This window comes from Allokutzneria sp. NRRL B-24872 (genome assembly GCF_002155965.1).
Lineage (GTDB): Bacteria > Actinomycetota > Actinomycetes > Mycobacteriales > Pseudonocardiaceae > Allokutzneria.
Genome location: NZ_MUMH01000128.1, coordinates 1 through 20,935 on the forward strand (window position 1 = coordinate 1; position 20,935 = coordinate 20,935).

20 protein-coding genes are annotated in these 20,935 nt (G+C 70.5%); 11 read left to right on the forward strand and 9 right to left on the reverse strand.

All coding sequences use genetic code 11. The features are described 5' to 3' along the window. The first annotated feature begins 356 nt into the window (after window positions 1-356). From CCN37_RS29205 to CCN37_RS29225, 5 genes are all read left to right on the forward strand, one after another. Window positions 357-2,102, forward strand: a complete 1,746-nt coding sequence (locus CCN37_RS29205) for a glycosyltransferase family 39 protein (RefSeq protein ID WP_086826970.1) — start codon at window positions 357-359, stop codon at window positions 2,100-2,102. Between the two features lie 65 nt (window positions 2,103-2,167). Further along, window positions 2,168-3,373: a bifunctional glycosyltransferase family 2/GtrA family protein gene (locus CCN37_RS29210; RefSeq protein ID WP_086827010.1), complete on the forward strand. Its 1,206-nt coding sequence runs from the start codon at window positions 2,168-2,170 to the stop codon at window positions 3,371-3,373. 13 nt (window positions 3,374-3,386) lie between these two features. Continuing rightward, window positions 3,387-5,138 carry a glycosyltransferase family 39 protein gene (locus tag CCN37_RS29215; protein WP_086826972.1) on the forward strand — a complete coding sequence of 584 codons (1,752 nt, stop codon included), beginning with the start codon at window positions 3,387-3,389 and terminating at the stop codon, window positions 5,136-5,138. A 33-nt stretch (window positions 5,139-5,171) separates the two neighbouring features. Next, window positions 5,172-6,185 (forward strand): MBL fold metallo-hydrolase, encoded by a 1,014-nt coding sequence (locus CCN37_RS29220; RefSeq protein WP_086826974.1) that lies wholly within the window; start codon window positions 5,172-5,174, stop codon window positions 6,183-6,185. A gap of 97 nt (window positions 6,186-6,282) precedes the next feature. Then, complete coding sequence (locus tag CCN37_RS29225; RefSeq protein WP_086826976.1) at window positions 6,283-7,269, forward strand: malate dehydrogenase; 987 nt, start codon at window positions 6,283-6,285, stop codon at window positions 7,267-7,269. Window positions 7,270-7,327: 58 nt separating this feature from the next. Here CCN37_RS29225 and CCN37_RS29230 read toward each other — a convergent pair whose 3' ends face one another. Further along, entirely contained in the window at window positions 7,328-7,669 is a 342-nt protein-coding gene (locus CCN37_RS29230; RefSeq protein ID WP_086826978.1) for a hypothetical protein, read from the reverse strand. Between the two features lie 220 nt (window positions 7,670-7,889). On the opposite strand from CCN37_RS29230, the gene CCN37_RS29235 reads away from it, so the two are divergent. Both CCN37_RS29235 and CCN37_RS29240 read left to right on the forward strand, forming a co-directional pair. After that, on the forward strand, window positions 7,890-10,163 hold the full coding sequence (locus CCN37_RS29235) for a glycoside hydrolase family 95-like protein (protein WP_086826980.1): 2,274 nt from the start codon (window positions 7,890-7,892) through the stop codon (window positions 10,161-10,163). 99 nt (window positions 10,164-10,262) lie between these two features. Beyond that, window positions 10,263-10,874 (forward strand): superoxide dismutase family protein, encoded by a 612-nt coding sequence (locus CCN37_RS29240; protein WP_086826982.1) that lies wholly within the window; start codon window positions 10,263-10,265, stop codon window positions 10,872-10,874. Here CCN37_RS29240 and nudC read toward each other — a convergent pair. Continuing rightward, window positions 10,864-11,700 (reverse strand): NAD(+) diphosphatase, encoded by an 837-nt coding sequence (gene nudC / locus CCN37_RS29245; RefSeq protein ID WP_210408267.1) that lies wholly within the window; start codon window positions 11,698-11,700, stop codon window positions 10,864-10,866. The genes CCN37_RS29240 and nudC overlap by 11 nt on opposite strands. Continuing rightward, window positions 11,697-12,149 carry an Lrp/AsnC family transcriptional regulator gene (locus CCN37_RS29250; protein ID WP_086826984.1) on the reverse strand — a complete coding sequence of 151 codons (453 nt, stop codon included), beginning with the start codon at window positions 12,147-12,149 and terminating at the stop codon, window positions 11,697-11,699. Before CCN37_RS29250 ends, nudC begins: the two co-directional genes overlap by 4 nt. Window positions 12,150-12,299: 150 nt before the next feature. Between CCN37_RS29250 and CCN37_RS29255 the strand changes: the two genes are divergently transcribed. Next, complete coding sequence (locus tag CCN37_RS29255) at window positions 12,300-14,135, forward strand: FUSC family protein (protein ID WP_246843380.1); 1,836 nt, start codon at window positions 12,300-12,302, stop codon at window positions 14,133-14,135. A gap of 31 nt (window positions 14,136-14,166) precedes the next feature. Then, complete coding sequence (locus CCN37_RS29260; protein ID WP_246843381.1) at window positions 14,167-14,706, forward strand: VOC family protein; 540 nt, start codon at window positions 14,167-14,169, stop codon at window positions 14,704-14,706. Between the two features lie 31 nt (window positions 14,707-14,737). Here the strand turns inward: CCN37_RS29260 and CCN37_RS29265 are convergent, their stop codons facing one another. The 4 genes from CCN37_RS29265 to CCN37_RS29280 all read right to left on the reverse strand — a co-directional run bounded on the left by CCN37_RS29265 (window position 14,738) and on the right by CCN37_RS29280 (window position 17,830). Further along, a complete protein-coding gene (locus tag CCN37_RS29265; protein ID WP_168200915.1) occupies window positions 14,738-15,544 on the reverse strand; it encodes a TIGR04222 domain-containing membrane protein in 807 nt (268 codons plus the stop codon). A 106-nt stretch (window positions 15,545-15,650) separates the two neighbouring features. Continuing rightward, window positions 15,651-16,127 carry a hypothetical protein gene (locus CCN37_RS29270; RefSeq protein ID WP_143261860.1) on the reverse strand — a complete coding sequence of 159 codons (477 nt, stop codon included), beginning with the start codon at window positions 16,125-16,127 and terminating at the stop codon, window positions 15,651-15,653. Between the two features lie 9 nt (window positions 16,128-16,136). After that, complete coding sequence (locus CCN37_RS29275) at window positions 16,137-17,366, reverse strand: MFS transporter (RefSeq protein ID WP_086826992.1); 1,230 nt, start codon at window positions 17,364-17,366, stop codon at window positions 16,137-16,139. Next, window positions 17,363-17,830 (reverse strand): MarR family winged helix-turn-helix transcriptional regulator, encoded by a 468-nt coding sequence (locus CCN37_RS29280; RefSeq protein ID WP_086826995.1) that lies wholly within the window; start codon window positions 17,828-17,830, stop codon window positions 17,363-17,365. The genes CCN37_RS29275 and CCN37_RS29280 overlap by 4 nt, the downstream gene beginning before the upstream one ends. A gap of 56 nt (window positions 17,831-17,886) precedes the next feature. On the opposite strand from CCN37_RS29280, the gene pip reads away from it, so the two are divergent. Continuing rightward, window positions 17,887-18,822, forward strand: a complete 936-nt coding sequence (gene pip, locus CCN37_RS29285; RefSeq protein ID WP_086826997.1) for a prolyl aminopeptidase — start codon at window positions 17,887-17,889, stop codon at window positions 18,820-18,822. On the opposite strand, the gene CCN37_RS29290 is transcribed toward pip, so the two are convergent. Both CCN37_RS29290 and CCN37_RS29295 read right to left on the reverse strand, forming a co-directional pair. Beyond that, window positions 18,812-19,225: a hypothetical protein gene (locus CCN37_RS29290; protein ID WP_143261861.1), complete on the reverse strand. Its 414-nt coding sequence runs from the start codon at window positions 19,223-19,225 to the stop codon at window positions 18,812-18,814. The genes pip and CCN37_RS29290 overlap by 11 nt on opposite strands. Window positions 19,226-19,304: 79 nt before the next feature. Next, a complete protein-coding gene (locus tag CCN37_RS29295) occupies window positions 19,305-19,652 on the reverse strand; it encodes a hypothetical protein (RefSeq protein WP_143261862.1) in 348 nt (115 codons plus the stop codon). A gap of 161 nt (window positions 19,653-19,813) precedes the next feature. On the opposite strand from CCN37_RS29295, the gene CCN37_RS29300 reads away from it, so the two are divergent. After that, the gene (locus CCN37_RS29300; protein WP_086827016.1) at window positions 19,814-20,929 is read left to right on the forward strand and encodes a hypothetical protein; all 1,116 of its coding nucleotides are present in this window, start codon (window positions 19,814-19,816) and stop codon (window positions 20,927-20,929) included. Window positions 20,930-20,935: the final 6 nt, after the last annotated feature.

Sequence of the window (20,935 nt, forward strand, 5' to 3'; positions counted from 1 at the left end):
AACGCGTTGCCAAAACGCGAGTACGACGGCCTGGCCGAGCGCAGCGCACGGAGCGCGAGTTCCCCGTTTCGTACTCCTAGCAGGAGTTGGGAGCGCTCTATTTCCCGTTAGGAGTACGAAACGGGTTCCCTAGACATACCGCCACGCGGGAGGAGTGGGCGCGGGGTGTGGGGCGCACGGGCAACAGTTTACGTGGAGTGCGGAGTGCGGAGTGCGGAGTGCGGAGTGCGGAGTGCGCGGGGAGCGGGGAGCGCGGGGTTCCCGTTTCGTACTCATAGCGGCGCGGGGGCTGGGCGCACAGCGGGGGCACAGGGAGTGCACACGGTCGGCACAGGCGAAGGCCGGAGGCTGGCGACATGGCCACAGCACCCGCTCGGTGGGAACGTCCGGCGTTGATCGTCCTGCTCGGCGTGAGCGCGCTGCTCTTCCTGTGGGCGCTAGGCGATTCGGGCTGGGCGAACGCGTACTACTCGGCGGCGGCGCAGGCCGGGGGTGAGAGCTGGACGGCGTGGTTCTTCGGCTCGACCGACGCCGCGAACGGGATCACCGTGGACAAGACCCCGGCGTCGCTGTGGATCATGGGCTTGGCCGTGCGCCTCTTCGGACTCAGTTCGTGGAGCATCCTGGTCCCACAAGCACTTCTCGGCGTGGCGTCGGTGTGGCTGCTGCACGCGACGGTGCGCAGGTGGTTCCCGGCGAGCGCGGCGCTGCTGAGCGGGGCGGTGCTCGCGCTGACGCCCGTGGCGGTGTTGATGTTCCGGTTCAACAACCCGGACGCGCTGCTGGTGTTCCTGCTGATCGCCGCCGCGTACTTCCTCGTCCGAGCCGTCGAGGACGGGCGCACGCGGTGGATGGTGTTGTGCGGCAGCGCGATCGGCTTCGCATTCCTGGCGAAGATGCTCCAGGCGTTCCTCGTGCTGCCGGCGTTCGCGCTCGCCTTCCTGATCAGCGAGCCGACGATCAAGCGCGTCGCGCAGCTCTTCGCGGCGCTGGGCGCGCTGATCGTCTCGGCGGGCTGGTACGTGGCGCTCGTCGAGTTGTGGCCCGCTTCGGCGAGGCCGTACATCGGCGGCTCACAGAACAACAGCGTTCTCGAACTCACGTTGGGCTACAACGGTTTGGGCCGACTGACCGGCAACGAGATCGGGAAGGTGGGCGGCGGCTTCAACTCCACCGGCATCGGCAGGCTCTTCGGCTCGGAGATGGCAGGGCAGGTCGCGTGGTTGTTGCCCGCCGCGTTGGTCCTGCTGGTCTTCGGCCTCCACGCCGCGACCAAACGGGAGCGCGCGGCGTTCGTTCTCTGGGGCGGCTGGCTCGTGGTGACAGCACTGGTCTTCAGCTACATGAACGGGATCATCCACTCCTACTACACGGTCGCGCTCGCCCCCGCGATCGCGGCGCTCATCGGCACGGGCTCAGCCGTGGCCTGGCGGGAACGGGAGCGGGGCGGCTCGGTCGCGCTCTTCCTCGCGGTCGGCGGGACGGCGCTGTGGTCCGCGATGTTGTTGAGCAGCAGCATGTTCGCGCTCGCCATCGTGATCGCGGTGGTCGGGCTCGGCGCGTCGGCGCTGCTGCTCTTCGCCGGGCACCTGCCGTCGAACCTCGTGCGCGGCGCGGTCGTCGCCGGGCTCGTCGGAGCCCTCGCAGCACCCGCCGCGTACTCCGTCGCCACGGCCGCAACCCCGCACAGTGGAGCACTCCCGTCCGCGGGCCCCGCGCGAAACATGTTCGGCGCCAACAGCATGGGAAGTCTGCTCAACTCGGGAACACCAGGCCCGGAGATCACCGCACTCCTGCGGCGAGACGCCGAGAAGTACACGTGGGCAGCAGCGGCTGTCGGCTCCAACAGCGCGGCGGGTTTCCAGCTGGCCGCAGGGGTTCCCGTGCTGGCTGTCGGCGGCTTCAACGGCACTGACCCCGCGCCGACGCTGGAGCAGTTCCAGGAACAGGTCCACAAAGGACAGATCCACTACTTCCTCGGCGGAGCGGGCATGCGAGCCGAGTCCGGCAGCGAGGAGTCCCGCCGCATCGCCGAGTGGGTCGCCGCGACCTTCACACCGTCCACTGTGGATGGTGTGACGACGTACGACCTCACGGCGTGATGCTCACAGTGGGCGCACAGGAACGCCACAACGACGGCACAGTCGGCGCCAGCACTGTCGATCCCATGACCACCGCCCTCGCCAAGAGCTACTCAGTCCCGATCGATCCCAGTGACCGGACCCCGCTGCTCGACGTGGTCGTCCCGGTCCACAACGAGGAGGCCGACCTCGCGGCCTGCGTGCGCCGGCTGCACGCCCACCTCACCGAGCGCCTGCCGTACTCCTTCCGGATCACCGTCGCCGACAACGCCAGCACCGACGCGACGCTGGCCATGGCCACTCGCCTCGCGGCAGAGCTTCCCGAGGTCGTCGTCGTGCACCTGCCGGAGAAGGGCCGGGGTCGCGCGCTGCGGCGAGTGTGGTCGGAGTCGGACTCCCCCGTGCTGGCCTACATGGACGTGGACCTCTCCACGGACCTCGCCGCGTTGTTCCCGCTGATCGCGCCGTTGATCTCCGGGCACTCCGACGTCGCGATCGGCACGCGGCTCGCACGCGGAGCGCGGGTGGTGCGCGGACCGAAGCGCGAGTTCATCTCCCGTTGCTACAACCTGATTCTGCGCGGCGCGCTCGCCGCTCGGTTCTCCGACGCGCAATGCGGTTTCAAGGCCATCCGCAAGGACGTCGCCGACCGCCTGCTGCCCCTGGTGGAGGACCACGGCTGGTTCTTCGACACCGAACTGCTCGTGCTCGCCCAGCAGGCGGGTCTGCGCATCCACGAGGTCCCGGTGGACTGGGTCGACGACCCGGACAGCCGAGTGGACATCGTCGCCACCGCCATCGCGGACCTCAAAGGTGTTGCACGCCTTGCGAAAGGGCTCGCGACCGGATCACTCAAGATCTCCGGGGTCGGCCGCGAGCCACTGCCCGGCTTCCCGCCGAAGCTCGACAACCAGGCCGTGCGCTTCGCCGCAGTCGGCATCGCGAGCACCCTGGCCTACCTCGCGCTCTTCAGCCTGCTGCGCGGCGGGATCGGCGCTCAGGCGGCCAACCTGGTCGCGCTGCTGGTGACCGCGGTCGGCAACACCGCGGCGAACCGGCGCTTCACCTTCGGGGTGCGGGGCCGGGCGGGCGCGACGCGGCACCACCTCCAGGGCCTGGTGGCCTTCGCGCTCGGGCTCGCCCTCACCAGCGGCGCGCTCGCCGTGCTGCACGCGGCGACGGCCCCGGCGCAGCTCGTCGAGCTGGGCGTGCTCGTGCTGGCCAACCTGCTCGCCACCGTTCTCCGCTTCCTGCTGTTGCGGCACTGGGTGTTCCGCGCCCGGAACGCCTGATCGAGGAGATCTGATGACCAGAACTCAGCACCGCGTGGCACTGAGTGCGCTGCTTGTTGGGACCGCGTTCCTGTACCTGTGGGACCTCGGCTCATCTGGTACCGCGAACTCCTACTACGCGACGGCCGTCCAAGCGGCGTCTCAGAGTTGGAAGGCGTGGCTGTTCGGCTCCCTCGACGCGGGCAACGTCATCACGGTCGACAAGCCTCCGGCCTCCCTGTGGCTGATGGGCTTGTCCGCGCGCATGTTCGGCTTCTCCTCGTGGAGCATGCTCGTGCCGCAGGCGCTGGCGGGAGTCGCTTCGGTCGCACTGCTCCACGCCGCGGTGAAGCGCTGGTCCGGCCCCGGCGCGGGACTGCTCGCCGGAACCGCCCTCGCGCTGACCCCGGTCGCCGCGATCATGTTCCGCTTCAACAACCCGGACGCGCTGCTCGTGCTGCTGCTCGTGGCGGCCGCGTACTGCCTGGTGCGGGCGCTGGAGAACGGCAGCACGACGTGGTTGCTGCTGTGCGGCGCCGCGATCGGCTTCGGCTTCCTCACCAAGATGTTGCAGGCGTTCCTTGTGCTGCCCGCGTTCGGGCTGGCCTACCTGGTCGCCGCGCCGACGGGGCTGGGCAAGCGCGTCGCGCAGCTCTTCGGCGCGCTCGGCGCGGTGATCGTCTCGGCGGGGTGGTTCATCGCGCTCGTCGAGCTGTGGCCCGCCGCCGACCGCCCCTACATCGGCGGCTCCACCACCAACAGCGCGCTCGAACTCGCCTTGGGCTACAACGGTTTGTCCCGCATCTTCGGCCAGAGCTCCCCCGGCGGCGGAGGTGGCGGCGGCGCCATGGCCGGTGGGGGCAACCTCGGCTTCGGCGGCGAATCCGGCATCACGCGGCTCTTCGGCGAGAGCATGGGCGCGGAGATCTCCTGGCTGCTGCCCGCCGCGCTGATCGGGCTCGTGGCCGGACTGTGGTTCACCCGCAGGGCGCCGCGCACCGACCGCACCCGCGCCGCGCTGATCGTCTGGGGCGGCTGGCTCGTGGTGTCCGGCCTGGTGTTCAGCTTCATGAGCGGCATCGTGCACCCGTACTACACCGTCGCGCTCGCCCCGGCGATCGGCGCGCTGGTGGCCATCTCCGGACGGCAGTTGTGGTTGGGCCGCAAGAACACCTCCGCCCGCGCCGCGCTCGCGCTGATGATCGTCTCCACTGGCGTGTGGGGTGCGATCCTCTTGAGCCGCAACGGTTCCTGGTACACCTACCTCGGCTGGGCCGCGTTCGGGCTCAGCGCGGTCGCGGCGACCGGTGTCCTCGTCGGAGCACGCAGGCTCAGCGCGGTCCTGCTCGCCGTGACGCTGATCAGCGGGCTGAGCGGCACGGCGGCCTACGCGGCGGTGACCGCGAGCGTCCCGCACACCGGCTCCATCCCGATGTCCGGCCCGCGCGCACAGGAAGGCCGGGAGCCGGAGACCGACGCCGAGCTCGTCGACCTGCTGAAGGCCACCACGACGAAGTGGGCCGCCGCGGCGGGTGGCGCGCAGGGCGCGGGCGGCCTGCAACTGGCCAGTGGGCGGCCGGTGATCGCGATCGGCGGGTTCAGCGGCCGTGACCCCGCGCCGACGCTGGAGGAGTTCAAGGCGCTCGTCGCCCAGGGCCAGGTCGGCTACTTCATCAGCGGCGGAGGCAGGGGCGGCCCTGGCGGGAACAGCGAGATCGCCACGTGGGTGCAGGAGAACTTCGCGCCGACCAGCTACGGCGACACCACCGTCCACCGGCTGACCTAGTCAACCAAGCAACCGCTTGGTTAGGCTCGGGGCATGGCGCGCGACGAGTGGGGTCAGCCCGGTCCGGTCGAGGTGGCGGCGGGGGTGCACCGCATCCCCCTGCCGCTGCCCAACGACGCGCTGCACGCGGTCAACGTCTACGCGGTCGAGGACGGCGAGCAGCTCGTGCTGATCGACTCGGGCTGGGCGCTGCGGGAGAGCCGCGAAGCGCTCACCACGGCGCTGCGCCAGCTCGGCCGCGACCTCGGCGACATCTCCAGGTTCCTCATCACCCACATCCACCGCGACCACTACACGCAGGCCGTGGCGCTGCGCCGCGAGTTCGGCCACCGCGTCGCGCTGGGCATCGGTGAGCGGCCGTCGCTGACCGATGAGCTGCTGAGCGGGAAAACCCTGACGCAGTACGCGGACAAGCTGCTCAGCTGCGGCGCGAAGGTCGTGCTCGACCGCATCGGCAAGGCGATCGAGATCAGGCCGGAACCGGGGGTGTGGGAGGAGCCCGACGAGTGGCTCAGCGACGGCGAGGTGATCACCCTCGCTGACCGCGCCCTCCGCGTGGTCGAGACGCCGGGCCACACGCAGGGCCACGTGGTGTTCGTCGACGAGGCGGCGGGCCTGCTGTTCGCCGGGGACCACGTGCTGCCGCACATCACGCCGTCCATCGGCTTCGAGGCGAAGCTGCCCGAGCTGCCGCTGCGCGACTACCTGGGCTCGCTGAAGCTCGTGCGCGCCATGCCCGACCTGCGCCTGCTCCCCGCGCACGGCCAGGTCAGCGCCAGCACGCACGCCAGGGTCGACGAGTTGCTGGACCACCACGAGCGGCGGCTGGAGGCGATCGCGGGCGCGCTGGCGCAGGGCGCGGCGACGGCCCACGAGGTGTCGCGGCTGATCGGCTGGACGCGGCGGGAGCGCCACTTCGACGACCTCGACGCGTTCAACCAGATGCTCGCGGTCATGGAGACCGGTGCCCACCTGGACCTGCTCGCGCTGCGCGGGCGGGCGCGGGCGGAGAGCCTGGACGGCGTCGTCCACTACGGACTCCTGTGACGTGCGCCCCCGTCCGACCGCCGGGAGAACGCGAGTGGATAGCATCGCCGGGTTGGCAATCCCACGCCCGCTCACCACTCTCAACGAGGAGATCGTCATGGCCCAAGCTCCCGTCAACGTCACCGTTACCGGAGCGGCCGGACAGATCGGCTACGCCCTGCTGTTCCGCATCGCCTCCGGCCAGCTGCTCGGCGCGGACACCCCGGTCAAGCTGCGTCTGCTGGAGATCCCCCAGGCCGTGAAGGCCGCCGAGGGCACCGCGATGGAGCTCGACGACTGCGCGTTCCCGCTGCTGCAGGGCATCGAGATCACCGACGACGCGAAGAAGGCCTTCGACGGCACCAACGTCGCCCTTCTCGTCGGCGCCCGCCCGCGCAGCAAGGGCATGGAGCGCGGTGACCTGCTCGCGGCCAACGGCGGCATCTTCAAGCCGCAGGGCGAGGCGATCAACGCCGGTGCCGCGGACGACGTGCGCGTGCTGGTCGTCGGCAACCCCGCCAACACCAACGCCCTCATCGCCCAGGCGCACGCCCCGGACGTGCCCGCCGAGCGCTTCACCGCGATGACCCGGCTGGACCACAACCGCGCGCTGTCGCAGCTGTCGGCCAAGCTCGGCGTCACCGTCGGCGACATCAAGAAGCTGACCATCTGGGGCAACCACTCCGCGACCCAGTACCCCGACCTGTTCAACGCCGAGGTCGGCGGCAAGGTCGCGGCCGAGCAGGTCGAGCAGGAGTGGCTGAAGGACACCTTCATCCCGACCGTGGCCAAGCGCGGCGCGGCGATCATCGAGGCGCGCGGCGCGTCCTCGGCCGCCTCCGCCGCCAACGCGGCCATCGACCACGTCTACGACTGGGTGAACGGCACCCCCGAGGGCGACTGGACCTCGGCTGCCGTGGTCTCCGACGGCTCCTACGGCGTGCCCGAGGGCCTGATCTCCTCGTTCCCGGTGGTCTCCCGCAACGGCCGCTACGAGATCGTCCAGGGCCTGGAGATCGGCGAGTTCTCCCGCGAGCGCATCGACGCCTCCGTGAACGAGCTGGTCGAGGAGCGCGACGCGGTCAAGCAGCTCGGCCTCATCTGATCCAGCACCACCACGAAGACCCCCGGCCGGTGCGGCCGGGGGTCTTTCGCGTGCGGGCTCAGCTGAAGATGACCGACCTCAGCAACAGCCGGTCGGAACCGCGCCCGCCGTTCGGGCGGAGGGAGAAGTACGCCTCGCTCGCGCACTCGGCGTCCTTGAAAACGACGGCCGTGGAGTCGGTGTCGTTGCGGGGGCGGAAGGCGTCGACGTCCGAGTCTGCGATCTCCGGGATCTCGATGCACTCACCGCTGGGCGGGTCGACCAGTACGCCGATCTGAATGGTCTCGTTCTCATCGTAGTAGCGGTAGGTGAACTCGCCCTCGGCCGCGAACGCGGCAGACGGGGCGGCGACGACGGCACAGGCACTGGCGATGGCAACGAACACGGCGCGGAAACGCATGGCGGCTCTCCTGTCGGACGTGCGATTGCTTGCTCCCTCTCCGTCGGCCCGTTGACGCCCGACGCGGGCCACCTGGACAGGCCGTTCACATAGGCGAATGCCCAGCCTACGTCATACATCGGATGAATAGGCGGAAATTTAACGCCGATCTAGCCACAGGGCCGTCAAACATCGTATGTTTCGCCTCGCCGCCGCAACGGTGCAGTGAGGACAGGGGCTCATGACGGCTCTCTCCAGAAGGACCTTCCTCGGCGCTTCCGCCGCGCTGGCGGTCGTCGCCTCCCCCGTGGCGTGGGCGGCGGCCGGGCCGGGGACGGACACCCACGAGCGGACCGCGGCCGACGCGGCGATGCGCTGGCGCAGGATTCCCGACAGCTGGCAGAACGGCCCGTTCCTGGGCAACGGCTTCCTCGGCGCGCAGCTCTACCGCGCCGAGGCCGACAACGTCCTCAAGGTCATGCTCAGCCACGGCCTCGTGCAGGACCAGCGCGTGCAGTGGGAGGCGGGCATCGGCCTGTCGCGGCTGCCGATCGGCTTCCTCACGCTGACCACGGCGGGCGCGATCACCGCGGTGGACTGGCGCCTTGACCTGTGGAACGCGGAGCTGACCGGGACGATCACCACGACCCGGGGCGGGCTGACCTTCACCGCGCTCGTGCACAACGACCGCGACGTGCTGCTGGTGTCGCTGACCACCACGGCGGGCGAGGAGTCGGCCGCGTGGAGCTTCACGCCGCTGCCCTCGCACACCACGCGCAAGGTCCGCGTGCCCGCCGACTACACCGGAAACCCCGACGCCACGGTCGGAGTCGGTTTCGTCGAGCAGACCATGCACGCGGGCGGCGGCTACACCACGGCCTGGCAGGAGAAGCGCGTCGGCACGCGGCGCCTGCTCGTGGCCTCCATCGCCTACGGCTTCCCGAACTCCACCGGCCGCGAGGAGGCCCTGCGCACGGTCCGCCGCACCCTCGCGGAGAGCCCGGACGTCCTCGTCGCGGTGCACCGGCGGTGGTGGAACCGCTACTACCGCAAGAGCTTCGTCTCCGTTCCGGACAAGCTGGTACAGAGTTTCTACTGGATTCAGCTCTACAAGATGGCCGCCGCGACACGGGAGAACGCGCCGGTGCTCGCGGAGTGGGGGCCGTGGTTCCCCGAGGTCGGCAACAGCTGGACGGCCGTGTGGTGGAACCTCAACGTGCAGGTCGCCTATCCGATGGTCAACGGCTCCAACCACCCGGAGCTGGACGCGGTCACGCCCACTTTCCGCCGCTACCACCACAACCTCGAACAGTCGGTGCCGCCCGCCTATCGCGACGGCGACACCTACGCGCTGTCCCACCCCGGCGACCGCACGCTCCGGCCCGGTGGCACGCGCACGGTCGGCATTCCCGGTACGGGCTCGAAGACCGACCAGACCGGCAACCTGATCTGGGGCCTGCACAACGTGTGGCTGGCCTACCGGCACAGCATGGACGAGCGCGTGCTGCGCGACGTGCTGTTCCCGATCCTGGCCAAGGCGGTCAACTTCTACCGCCACTTCCTGGTCCAGGGCTCCGACGGCAAGCTCCACCTGCCGCTGACCCGCTCACCGGAGTACGCCGACGCGGCCGACTGCACCTACGACCTGTCGCTGATCAGGTGGGGTTGCAGCACGTTGATCGACACCGCACTCCGCTTGCGCATCAACGACTCCAGGCTGCCGATGTGGCGCGACACCCTGGCGAAGCTCGTGCCTTACCACCGCACCGCGCAGGGCGTGATCATCGGTGACGGAGTGCCGCTCGCCGAGTCCCACCGGCACTTCTCGCACCTGCTGTGGCTCTACCCGCTGCGCGAGTACCAGTGGGACCGCCCGGCCGACCGCGCCCTGATGCGCACGAGCTACGACCACTGGTCGAGCCTGCGGGTCAACTGGCACGGCTACAGCTTCGCGGCGGCGTCGACGATGTGCTCGCTGATGGACTCCCCCGCCGAGGCGCTGGCGAACCTGATGGGCTTCCTGGACGGCTCGATCGTGCACGAGACGCAGCTGACGCCGAACACGATGTACCGCGAGGGCACCAATCTGGCGATCGAGAGCCCGTTGACCGCCGCGCAGTCCGTGCTGGACATGCTGATCCAGAGCGGGGACGGCGTGGTGAAGGTCTTCCCGTCCGTCGCCGACGCGTGGCCGGACGCCTCGATCGAGTCGCTGCGCACGCAGGGCGCGTTCCTCGTCGACGCCTCGCGCCGCAACGGCAGTACCGAGTGGGTTCGAGTGCACAGCGAGGCCGGTGAACCCCTGGTGCTGCAACACGGAGTACCAGGTGAGATCGACGTCCGCGACGGCCGAGGACGTCCAGTTCCCTGGCGCCAAGTCGCTCCGAACCGCATTTCCGTCCGGCTCCGCCGAGGCGAGTCCGCCCTGATCACCCGTCGCGGCACCCGGCCTTCGCTGGCACCACGCGACGTCCCGTCACCCACCGCTCCGCCTCCGCCGTGGGGCCTTCCTTAAAGCCCTGAACGGGTCGTTCAGTGCGCTCAACGCACTAAACGACCCGTTCAGGGCTTACCCCGGACGTGTACGCGAGCGGTGGGAGGGAAGACTGGGGGCATGCCTCGTAGCTTGCTGGCCATGGCCGTGCTCGTCTCCGCCGCCCTCGTCACCGCGTGCTCCCAGCCCGCCAAGCCCGCGAACACCTCGCCCAGCACCAGCGCCGAACAGCCGAAGCCCGCCGCGTCGGAGTTCACCGGCACGCTCGCCGCGCCCGGCTCCGGCGACGCGGTGAGCTACAACGCCGCCGCGCCGGTCGGCGCCCAGCTCACCGTCAAGATCGCCGCCGGGGACAAGGACACCGCGGTCGAGTTCAGCGCCAAGGGAATGCAGCCCTCGCGCGGCTACGCCGTGCACGCGCACACGAAGCCGTGCGGTGCCACCGGCGCGGACGCCGGGCCGCACTACCAGAACACCATCGACCCGGCCGCGACCCCGGAGAAGCCGTCCGCGGACCCCGCGTACGCCAACCCGCGCAACGAGATCTGGCTCGACTTCCGCACCGACGCCCAGGGCGCTGGCACGTCGAAGGCGAGCGTGCCGTTCGGCTTCACCGACCGCGCGCCCGCCTCGATCGTGGTGCACGAGAAGGAGACCACCGCGACGCACCACGGCCAGGCCGGGACCGCCGGTGGCAGGCTCGCCTGCTTCACCGTGCCGTTCAAGCAGTAGCGAGCCACTCCTGCACCAGGTAGCCCTCGATTGAGTCCCCGTTCTTGGAGGTCGCAGTCGGGTACGCGGAGCGGAGCTCGTCGGCGGTGAACCACTTCGCCTCGGCGAGCTCCGCACCGTCCACTGTGAACTCATCTGACACCGCGGTCGCGTGGAAGCCGACCATCAGGCCAGCCGGGAAGGGCCACGCCTGCGAAGCCAGGTAACGGACGTCGCCGACCAGCACCCCGGCCTCCTCGAAGACCTCGCGGCGCACGGCGTCCTCCAAGCCCTCGCCGATCTCCACGAACCCGGCGAGCGTGCTGAACCCGCCCTTCGGCGGCCGTCCGAGCAGGACCTTCGGCGAGGTCGGCGATTCCACCAGCACGATCACGGCGGGCTCGATGCGTGGGAACAGCAGCTTCGCGCAGCTCTGGCAGACCCGCAGGTGCCCTCCCTCGCGCGACTCCGTCGCCCCGCCGCAGGCTCCGCAGAACAGCTGGTTCCGGTTCCAGTGCAGGATTCCGCGCGCGTAAGCCAGCTGAGCCATCTCCTCCGCGCTGACCGTGCCGAAGAGTCTGCGCACGTCAACGACTTCGGTCGCACCGGTCGCCGCCAGCGCCGCAGATTCGTCCATAGTGGACAGATCGACGGCGAACACCGCCGTTTCCCCTTCCAGGCCGAGGAAGACCTCGAAGCCGCCTGCCTCGCGCGTCGCGCCGACCAGGCACCTGTCCCTCCACAGTGGAATGATCCGCGCGGACGCGCGCACGGACGCCAGCCACTCGTGATCACCGCGCCGGTCGGCGGCTCGGTCCAGTTCGAGCCCGCAGTACGTCAGCGTCACTCGTGCCCCCTCGGGTCGAATGCGCGCTCGAAAAAGGTCTCCAGTACCACGAGCGTCTTCGTTCCAGTGACGCCGTCGATGTCGTAGATGCGCCGCAGAACCTGTTGCAGCTGCTCGTTGCTGGCCGCGCGGATCTTCACCAGCAGCGAGGCGGTTCCGGCGACGATGTGCGCCTGCTCGATCTCCGGGATCTCGGCCAGCGCTTCGCCAACGGCGGCCTCGCCCATCCACGCGGTGCCGTCGACCAGTGCGAACGCGGAGACCGGGCACCCGCACGCGACCGGGTCGACCTCGACGGTCGTGCGCCGGAGGACTCCGGCCTCGCGGAGCTTGCGAATGCGCTCGTGCGCGGCGGTCGTGGACAGCCCGACGGCCTTGCCCAGCGTGGCGTAGGACTGGGTCGCGTCCTCCTGGAGCAACGCGAGCAGTTCTCGATCAAGCCGATCCATCCGGATATCATCCTCCCTATCGCGTTACGGACAGAACCCTATTCCCCCAAGAGGCATGATCACCAGATGCTGTCCGGTTCGTGGGCCGCTGAGCGGTGACCACCGTGAGTGATCCATACTTCGGCCGGACTCGAGATCTTGGAGGACCCCGTGACCGGCTCAGCCGTCGCCCGCGTGCTCACCCCGATCGTGCTGATCGTCGTCGTGGTCGGCGGGGTCTCCGGGCTCGGCACGCTCCTCGGCCTCGGCCCAGCGGCCATGCTCGGCGCGCTGACCGCGATGTTCTGCCTGATGGCCGCGTTCGGCGGCGCCCTGTGGCCCGACCTCAAGCTGCTCGCGTGGTTCGCCCCGACCGTCGTGGTCGCCGCCACCGCGCCCCGGCTGCTCGCGCACCTCAGCGTGCCCGCCGCCATCGCCCTACTGACCGTGGTGATCTTCGTTGCCGGGCTGCTGCCCGCGCTGGGCCCGCGCTTCGTCACGCCCGCGCTCGGCCTCGGCATGGCGGCGTTGTTCGGCTACACCTTCCAGCTCACCGGAACCGCGGCGTGGTGGCAGATCCTCGCCGCACCCGCGCTCGCCGCCGCCGTGACCGTTCTGGTGCGCGTGCTCGCCGGGCTCCGCGACCCCGACGGCCCGACGCGCAAGGCCGTCGCCGACCTGCTCGCCGCGCCGAAGCTCACCGATCCGGAGAGCGCGGTGCAGGCGTGGCGCTCCGACAAACAACGCCGCTGGCTCGGCCTCGTCCTGGACGCGACACTGCGCTACCGCGCCTCGGCGGCCGTGCTCAGCACCCGGCCCGACGCGCGCGAAGTCCTTGAGGCGGCGAAGGAGGAGGCTTCTGCTCTCGCTGAGGCTGTCAAGGCAAAGGAGAGCCCCGCGGATCTCGTTGTGCCGCAACGGCCTTCGCTGCTGAAGAACCTCCCGGGCAGCACTGGCCGCCTCGTCGCGCGCCTGCACGACGCGCTCGACCGGCTGCACACCGCGCTGGCCGACCGCGACCGCACGCCCGTCGACTGGCGACAGCGCGGCAGCGGTTACCTCGGCGACGCGCTGGTCGGGGCGTTCAGCTGGCGCTCCGCGCAGTTCCGCCACGCGCTGCGCTGCGCACTCGGCATCCTGGTCGCACTGGTCCTCGCGACGCAGCGGCCCGACGACCCGCTGATGACGTCGTTCCTGATGGCCGTTTTCCTCATCACCCAGCCGGATTGGCGCGCCAGCGCGACCCGGGCGTGGCAGCGCACCGCGGGCACCGTGCTCGGCTCCGTCGCGATGTTCGGCGTCCTCGCCTTCGCGCCCGAGCACCTCCTGATGCCGATCGGCCTGCTCGCGCTCGTCATCGGCTTCGGTTTCCAGAAGTCGCAGCCCATCATCTTCAACGCCTGCGTCGTGCTCATGCTCGTCGGCATGTACGCCAGCACCAAGCACCTCGACCCCGCCGCCGTGCTCGTCGAGTACCTGGTGCTGACCGTGCTCGCCGCCGCAATCGGCCTGCTCTTCGGTTTCGCCGTCGTGCCCGGCACCCGCCAGCTCACCCCCGCCGAGCGCGTCACCGACGCCGTCAACGCCCTGCGCTCCGGCCTGATCGCGCTGACCGGCTCCACCCCCGTCGACCCCACCGGCCGCTCCGCGCGCCGCGGCCGCCGCGAACTCGTGCGGCGCGTCAACGACGTCCTCAACCCTCCCACCGTTGGCCGCCGCGCCAGCGAACCCGAGCGGGCCGCCGTCACGAAGGCCGGTGAGGCGCTGGCCGGTCTGCTCAGCGGCATCGCGGGCCTGATGGTCCACCGCGCCGCCGTCCCCGAGACCGAGTCCTCCACCCGGCACGCCCTCAGCTCGTTGGCTTCGTCGCTGGAGTCCGAGCGCGACGACGAGAGCGACCGCTTCGTGGAGCTGGTGGACACGGCCGATCCGGAGCAGCGCCTGCTGTTCGACGCGATGGCCGCTGATCTGGTGCGGCTCCGTGAGGCGCAGCGCGAGCTGGCGTAGGGTTCGACGCGTGGCGCCGCGACGTGTGCGAGTGAACTTCACAGCCCGGGATCACGTTGCGCTCAGCCAATTCTGGGCCGAAGCTCTCCCAGAGGTCAGCACGGACTTCACCGCGGCGCCGAACCCGGAGACGGTGAACGGCCGGGTGCACCTCGACCTCGCGACGACGTCGGCGGAGCACCAGGCGGAATTGGTGGCGCGCCTCAAGGAGCTCGGCGCCACGGACGCGGACATCGGCCAGGGCGACGTGCCGTGGACGGTTCTCGCCGATCCGGAGGGAAACCGCTTCTGCGTACTGGAACCCCGAGCGGTCTACCAGGACACGGGGCCGATCGCGGCGGTGGTGGTCAACTGCGCGGACCCCCGTGCCATGGCCGAATTTTGGGGCCCGGCAACGGAATGGGCCGTGCACGAGGTGGACGACGACTTCGCGAGGCTGCGGGCGGAGGAGGGGCCGTACCTGGAGTTCCTTCGCACACCCGACGTGGACAGCCTGCGAAACCACATCCACCTCGATTTCGTGCCCCACCCCCACGGCCACGAGGCCGACGTGCTTCGGTTGACGAACTGAGCCGTTGAAACCGCAGCTCACAGGACAGAACCTAGCTGCTGCTGCTCGAACACGACGAAGACGACGAGCAGGACGACGAGCACAAGAACGTCGAACACGAGGACGAACTGCCACCGCCGGAACTCCGAGCACGCCGCGACGGTGGTCGACCGTTGTACGCGACGTCGCGCACGTCGGCGTCCGGGTAGAAGCGGAAGCCGCGCAGGGCGACGTCGGCGACGGTGAGGTCGTCGAAGCCGGGCACGGCCACGGAACCGGACCGGATTCTGGCCGCGATCTGCTCGCCCGCCTTGGTCAGCGGTGCGACGCCGGAAGCGATCGAGACGGTGTAGAGCACGAGGACGACGGCGACCACCAGGCCCGGGCTGCTGGTGCCGAGCAGGAGGGTGATCGAAATCCACAGCAGGGCGAGGATCGCCGTGTGCCAGTGGAACTCCTTGACCGAAGCCCGATCGCGGTCGGTGGTGCACAGGCCGAGCGCGGCCAGCTCCTCACCGACGAACCGGACCTGCTCCGAGTCCCGGTACGCCGTGACGATGCCCTTCAGCGACCTGGGCACGCCCAGGCCGTACAGCACCGCGGCCTCGACGGGATCGGCGGACTGAGCGCCCTCGACGCGGACCAGGCCGACGGAGCGGGTTGCGCGGACATGGCCGTCGCGGACGAGCTTGGCGACAGCGGTCTCGACGACGCGGTCCCGCTGGCCGAACAGGAACGCCGCCTCGTAGGCCGACAGCTCGAAGTCCGAAGTGGATGGACGCAGGCGAATCCTGCGGCGCAGTCGAACGATCAGCGCCACGTCCACGGCGAACAGCGTGAACCACAGGATGTCCAGCACGCCCCGTCCTCTCAGTCGGACAGCACGGTAGCGGACGCGGACAGCGCCGGGACCGGAACCGCGAAAGCCGCGCCCCGCAAGCGAAACTCCTTCAGCTCCAGTGACGTCAGGGGCGTGCGCGCAGGGTGCCGTCGGCCGCGACGATCACACCCGCCTGCGGCTGCCCACCACCGCATTCGGGACCGTGCGGGAAGACCTGCTTCGGCGTGATCTCGATGTCCTTCTCGACGACCACCGCGCCGGCGGCGTCGGTGAGCCGGACGCTGACCTTCATCGGTTGCAGCTTCAGGTCGGCCATGTCGAGGAACCCGTTCTTCCCGCCGGTGGGCACCATGCTGGCGCTGCAGGAGGCATTGGGGTCCTTGCCGTCGCACGGGGCGGGGACGGACTTGGTGGACTCGTCGAGGTGAACGTCCTTGCCGTTCACCGTGGCCTTGACGACCTTGGCGGCCAGGGGCGGCTCGATGTCGATGCCGATCCCGGAGCGGGCGGCGAGCGCGGGGCAGGCGGCCCCGGCCGCTCCGCCGTCACCGCAGGCCGCGAGCAGGGCGACACCGGCGAGCACGAGCGAGAACATGCGCATCCCGGAAGGCTACTGCGGCGCTGGAGCGGTCGCCGTGCTGAACCGCCGCAACGATTTGTTGCGCGCGGCGAGGTAGGCGACGCCCACGAAGCACAGCGCCCCGCCGGACACCAGCGCGAACGCCGGGGAGCTGGCACCGGCGACGAGCCCGCCCCGGAAGTTGCCGACGTCGGGGCCGGAGACGCCGATGATGTGCTCGACCGCTCCGACCCGGCCGCGGAACTCATCCGGCGTGGCCATCTGCACGATCGCTCCGCGCGAGATGACCGAGATCGTGTCCGCCGCACCCGCGATGACCAGGCACGCGACGCCGAGCCACAGCGGTTGTGCCGCACCGAATCCGGCGAGCCCGGCGCCCCACACCGCCGCGGCGACGAGCATCACGGCTCCCGGGCGCGGGGCGCGCGTGACCACGCCGGACAGCGCGCTCGCCGCGATGCCGCCAACGGCGATGGCGGACATGAACAGCCCCAAGGCTTCCGGGCGGCCGAAGCGCGCGTCGGCGATGGCGGGGAACAACGCGATCGGCATGGCGAGCACCGTCGCGATCACGTCGGTCAGCAAGGCGCCGCGCACCACCGGCTGCCCGGCGAGGAACCGCATGCCCTCGCCGATCGCGCGCACCCCTGGCCGCGACGAACCCTCTGGGCGCATCGACGGCAGCTTGACCACGCCGTACAGGCCGATGGTGAAGGTGATCGCGTCGATCACGTAGCAGGTGGCGACTCCCCACTGCGCGGTGATCAAGCCCGCGAGCGCCGGGCCGATCAGCATGGACGCCTGGAAGCTGATGTGGATCAACGCGATCCCGGCTCGCACCAGGTGCTCCGGCAGCAAGCGCGCGGCGAAGGTCCTGCGCGCCGGGGCGCCGAGTCCGCTGAAGGTGCCCTGGAGGCAGACGAGCGCGAGCACGACCACGAGCGACTGGGCGCCCAGGAATGCTTGTGCGGCAAGCAGAACGGCGGTGACGATCTGACCGATCGTGGTGAGCAGCACCAGCTTGCGGCGGTCGACGGTGTCCGCGAGCGTGCCGCCGATCAGGCCGAACACGAGCATCGGCACGGCGTTGGCGATGCCGATCGCGCCGACGGCGACGGTGCTCTGCGTCAGCTGCCACACCTGCGTGAGCACGGCGACGACTGTCAGCTGGCCGCCCAGCACCGAGGCCGTGCTGCCGATCCACAGCCGCCGGAACTCCGGGCTGGCGCGCAGCGGCCGCACGTCGATGAACAGTTTCATTCGAGGTGTCCTTCGATGCGGTCGCGGAAGGAGCGCTTCTTCAAAGCGGCCTCGATGTCGCGGACGGCCTGGCTCAGCGCGTAGGGCAGCTCCTCCTCCAGCTCCGCGACGGCGCGCTCGGTGGCCCGCCACTCGGCCTCGAGGAAGGGGACCAGCTCCTCGGCGCGCTCGGTCAGCCGGACCTGCCTGGTCCGCGCGTCGGCTCCGGGAACGCTGGTGACCAGGCCCTCGCGGCGCAGCGCGGACACCGTCTGGCTCATCGCGGAGTGCGTGACGTCCAGGTCCTCGGCGAGCGCGCGGATCGTCATCGGACCGGAGTGACCGAGCCGGATCAGCGGCATCACGTAGCGCGGGCGGACCCCGTCGATGCCGCGATCGGCGTAGAGGCGGCCGATGTCGTCGTCCATCGCCGCGAGCACCAGCCGCAGCGGGCGCCACCTGCTGTGCTTGGTCGGATCGGTCATGGGAGCTATCGTAACAGCCCTTATATAAGCGCTGTCACAAATTGGCGGAGGGCACCGTGCGCTACCCCGAGATCGAGCCCCACGACCACGGCACGCTCGACGTCGGCGACGGCCACCACGTGTACTGGGAGGTCTGCGGCAACCCGAACGGCAAGCCCGCCGTCGTCGTGCACGGCGGCCCCGGCTCGGGCTGCCGCCCAGGTCACCGCACGTACTTCGACCCGGCCGCCTACCGCGTCGTCCTGTTCGACCAGCGCAACTGCGGGCGCAGCACCCCGCACGCGAGCGAGCCGGTCGTCGACCTCTCCGCCAACACCACCGACCACCTGCTCCGCGACATGGAGCAGCTGCGCGAACACCTGGGCGTCGAGAAGTGGTTGGTGTTCGGCGGTTCCTGGGGCGCGGTGCTGTCGGTGACCTACGCGCTGCGCCACCCGGAGCGCGTCTCCGAGATGGTCATCACCGCCGTGGCCACCGGCAGGCACAGCGAGATCGAGTGGCTGATCCGCGGCTTCGGCGCACTGGCACCCGAGGCCTACGAGCGCTTCCTCGCCGGAGTGCCCGATCCCGGCGAGGACATCTCCGCCGCCTACCACCGCCTGCTGATGGACCCCGACCCCGCCGTGCACCGCAAGGCCGCCGAGGACTGGTGCGCGTGGGAGGACGCGATCGCCACCGTGCCGCCCGGCCGCGAGGTCGAGCACGAACCGTGGGAGCCGCGCTTCCAGCTCGCCTTCGCCCGGATCGTCACGCACTACTTCAGCAACCGCTGCTGGGTGGCGGACGACGAGCTGGCGCGCGGCGCTCACGTGCTCAAGGACGTCCCCGGCGTGATCGTGCACGGCCAGCTCGACCTCAGCGCCCTCGCGGGCAACCCGTGGGTGCTGCACAACGCCTGGGCGGGCTCCGAGCTGGTGGTCGTCGAGCACGGCACGCACGGGACCGGCACCACGGAGGCGATCGTCGCCGCCATCGACAGGTTCAGCCCCTGAAGAACGCGCGCGAGGCCGACGGCAACGTCACCAGTCCGACGATCACGCCCGCGACGGCGACGAACAGCAGGATCACCGGCGGGGTCGCGCTGAACAGCGACGAGAGCACCAGCACGGCCGCGATCACGACCGTCATCAGCCGAGCCCACCGGGCGCCGCGCATCAGGAACAGCCCGAGCACGATGTCCAGCAGCGCCAGCGGGACGAGCAGCGCGGCGCCGCTCACTCCGAGCAGCGTCAGCTTGGTGGTGTAGAAGCCCACGAGGGGCAGTTCGGAGACCGCGCTGCTCAGCATGGCGCCGAGCCCGAACAGCACGGCCGCGAAGACCGTCAGCCCGGAGAGCACGAAGAGCACGATCGCGGTGGCGGTCACCGCGCCGGGGACCGCACGAGGTGTAGTCATGATCAAAAGCAGAGCAGAGCGATAACGGCGCTATCCAGTCGTTCGGCAACGTGGTGCCGAACAGGGCGCCGAACGCAGCTCACGGGGTTGAGGGGTTCAGCCGCTGAAGTGCTCGCGGGACTCCGAGGGCGAGGACTCCGGCCAGCCAGGGCAGGAACCCGTCGCCCCTCGTCACGAAGACCGTCAAGATCGCGATCACAACCGCCGCATTCCTGGCCCACCTCGTCCCGCGCCTCAGGTTCGCGGCGCACACGAATCCCACCACCGCGATCAGGAAGGACCCCACGCACAGCACCAGCGCCCACGGCGCGCCGCCCAGCACACCGCCGAAGAACACCACGGCCGTGCAGGCCGCCAGCGCGGAGAGCAGGAAGAGCAGGCTCGAGGCGGCGGTCACCGAGCTGGGGACCGCACGAGTCGTCGTCATGATCGAATGCAGAGCAGAGTGGTAACGGCGCTATCCAGTCGTTCGGCGCCGCCGTGCTGAACGGGGCTCCGAACGCGGTTCAGCAGCACGTCGAACACCCCTCCCGCGTGTCCCGCTCCGGTTTGCCCCCGCGCGCGCCCGATCTTCGCAACGATGTCGGCATGACGGACTACGGCGTCGACACCGACCGGCACGCGCTGGTGGCGATGTGGAGCTCGGGACTGGGCAACACCGCGCACACCGCCGCGGACCTCCCCGACAAGGTCACCACTGACCAGGCGCTGTTGCTGACGCACGTGCTCAACGGGCTCTCCCGGGCGGCGTGGCGGACCTACACCCACCCCGCGAGCCCGCTGGAGGAGGCTGAGCTGGACCTGGAGCCCGAGGGCTGGGAACGGGTCGACGAGCGCGCCGCGCTGGCCGACGTGGTGGACGCGATCCGCTCGCCGAACCTGCCGGAGGACGGGATGCTGCTGGAGTCCTACAGCCCGGTGATCGAGTCGGCGCACCGCGTCGGCCGGGAGCTGCACGGCATCGCCGACGCGGGGCTGACCGAGCAGCTGGTCACCGAGGTGGAGGCGGAGCTGGCCGCGATCGAGGCGGCCGAGCGCGGCGACCTCACCGGCCGCGCCCGCCAGGCCGTGCGGCTGACCAGGGCGGACGCCTCGCCGTTGCAGGTGGCCGCCGCGGACTCGCTGTTGCAGAAGGACCCGCTGGGCTCGACTGCGCTGTTCAGCGAGGTCGACGCGACGGCCGCGTCGGTGGCCGCCGCGCACTGGCTCCAGGTGGCGGCGGAGATCGCCGCCGAGATGGCCGAGACCGCGCCGACCGAGGTGGTCATCGAGGCCGACGACCTGGAGCCGCTCGCCGTGGACACCCCGACGCTCGTGCTGGAGCGGCTGGCCGGTGGCGAGACCCCGCGCCAGGTGGTGACGAACCTGGTCGGTGACGCGATGGCGGTGGCCGACGGCCGCATCCCCGACGTCGAGGGCCTGATGGTGCTGCTCGTGCAGGCGGGCGAGGACCTCAGCGCCGACGACGAGGACTTCGAGGCCACGGTGCCCGACCGGATCACGCCGCTCGACCCGGCGCGCCCGGCGCACGACCTGCTGGAAGACCTGCTCGACGGCATCAGGGGCTGCTGGCTGCTCTACCGCGCCTACGAGGACGACGCCGCTCCGCCGAACACCCCGGCCCCGCAGCGCGCCGACCGCGACAAGGCGTTCTTCGACCGCGTCCGCAAGGAGGCCGTCGCCCGGCAGGACCGCCTGCTCTAATGGGCG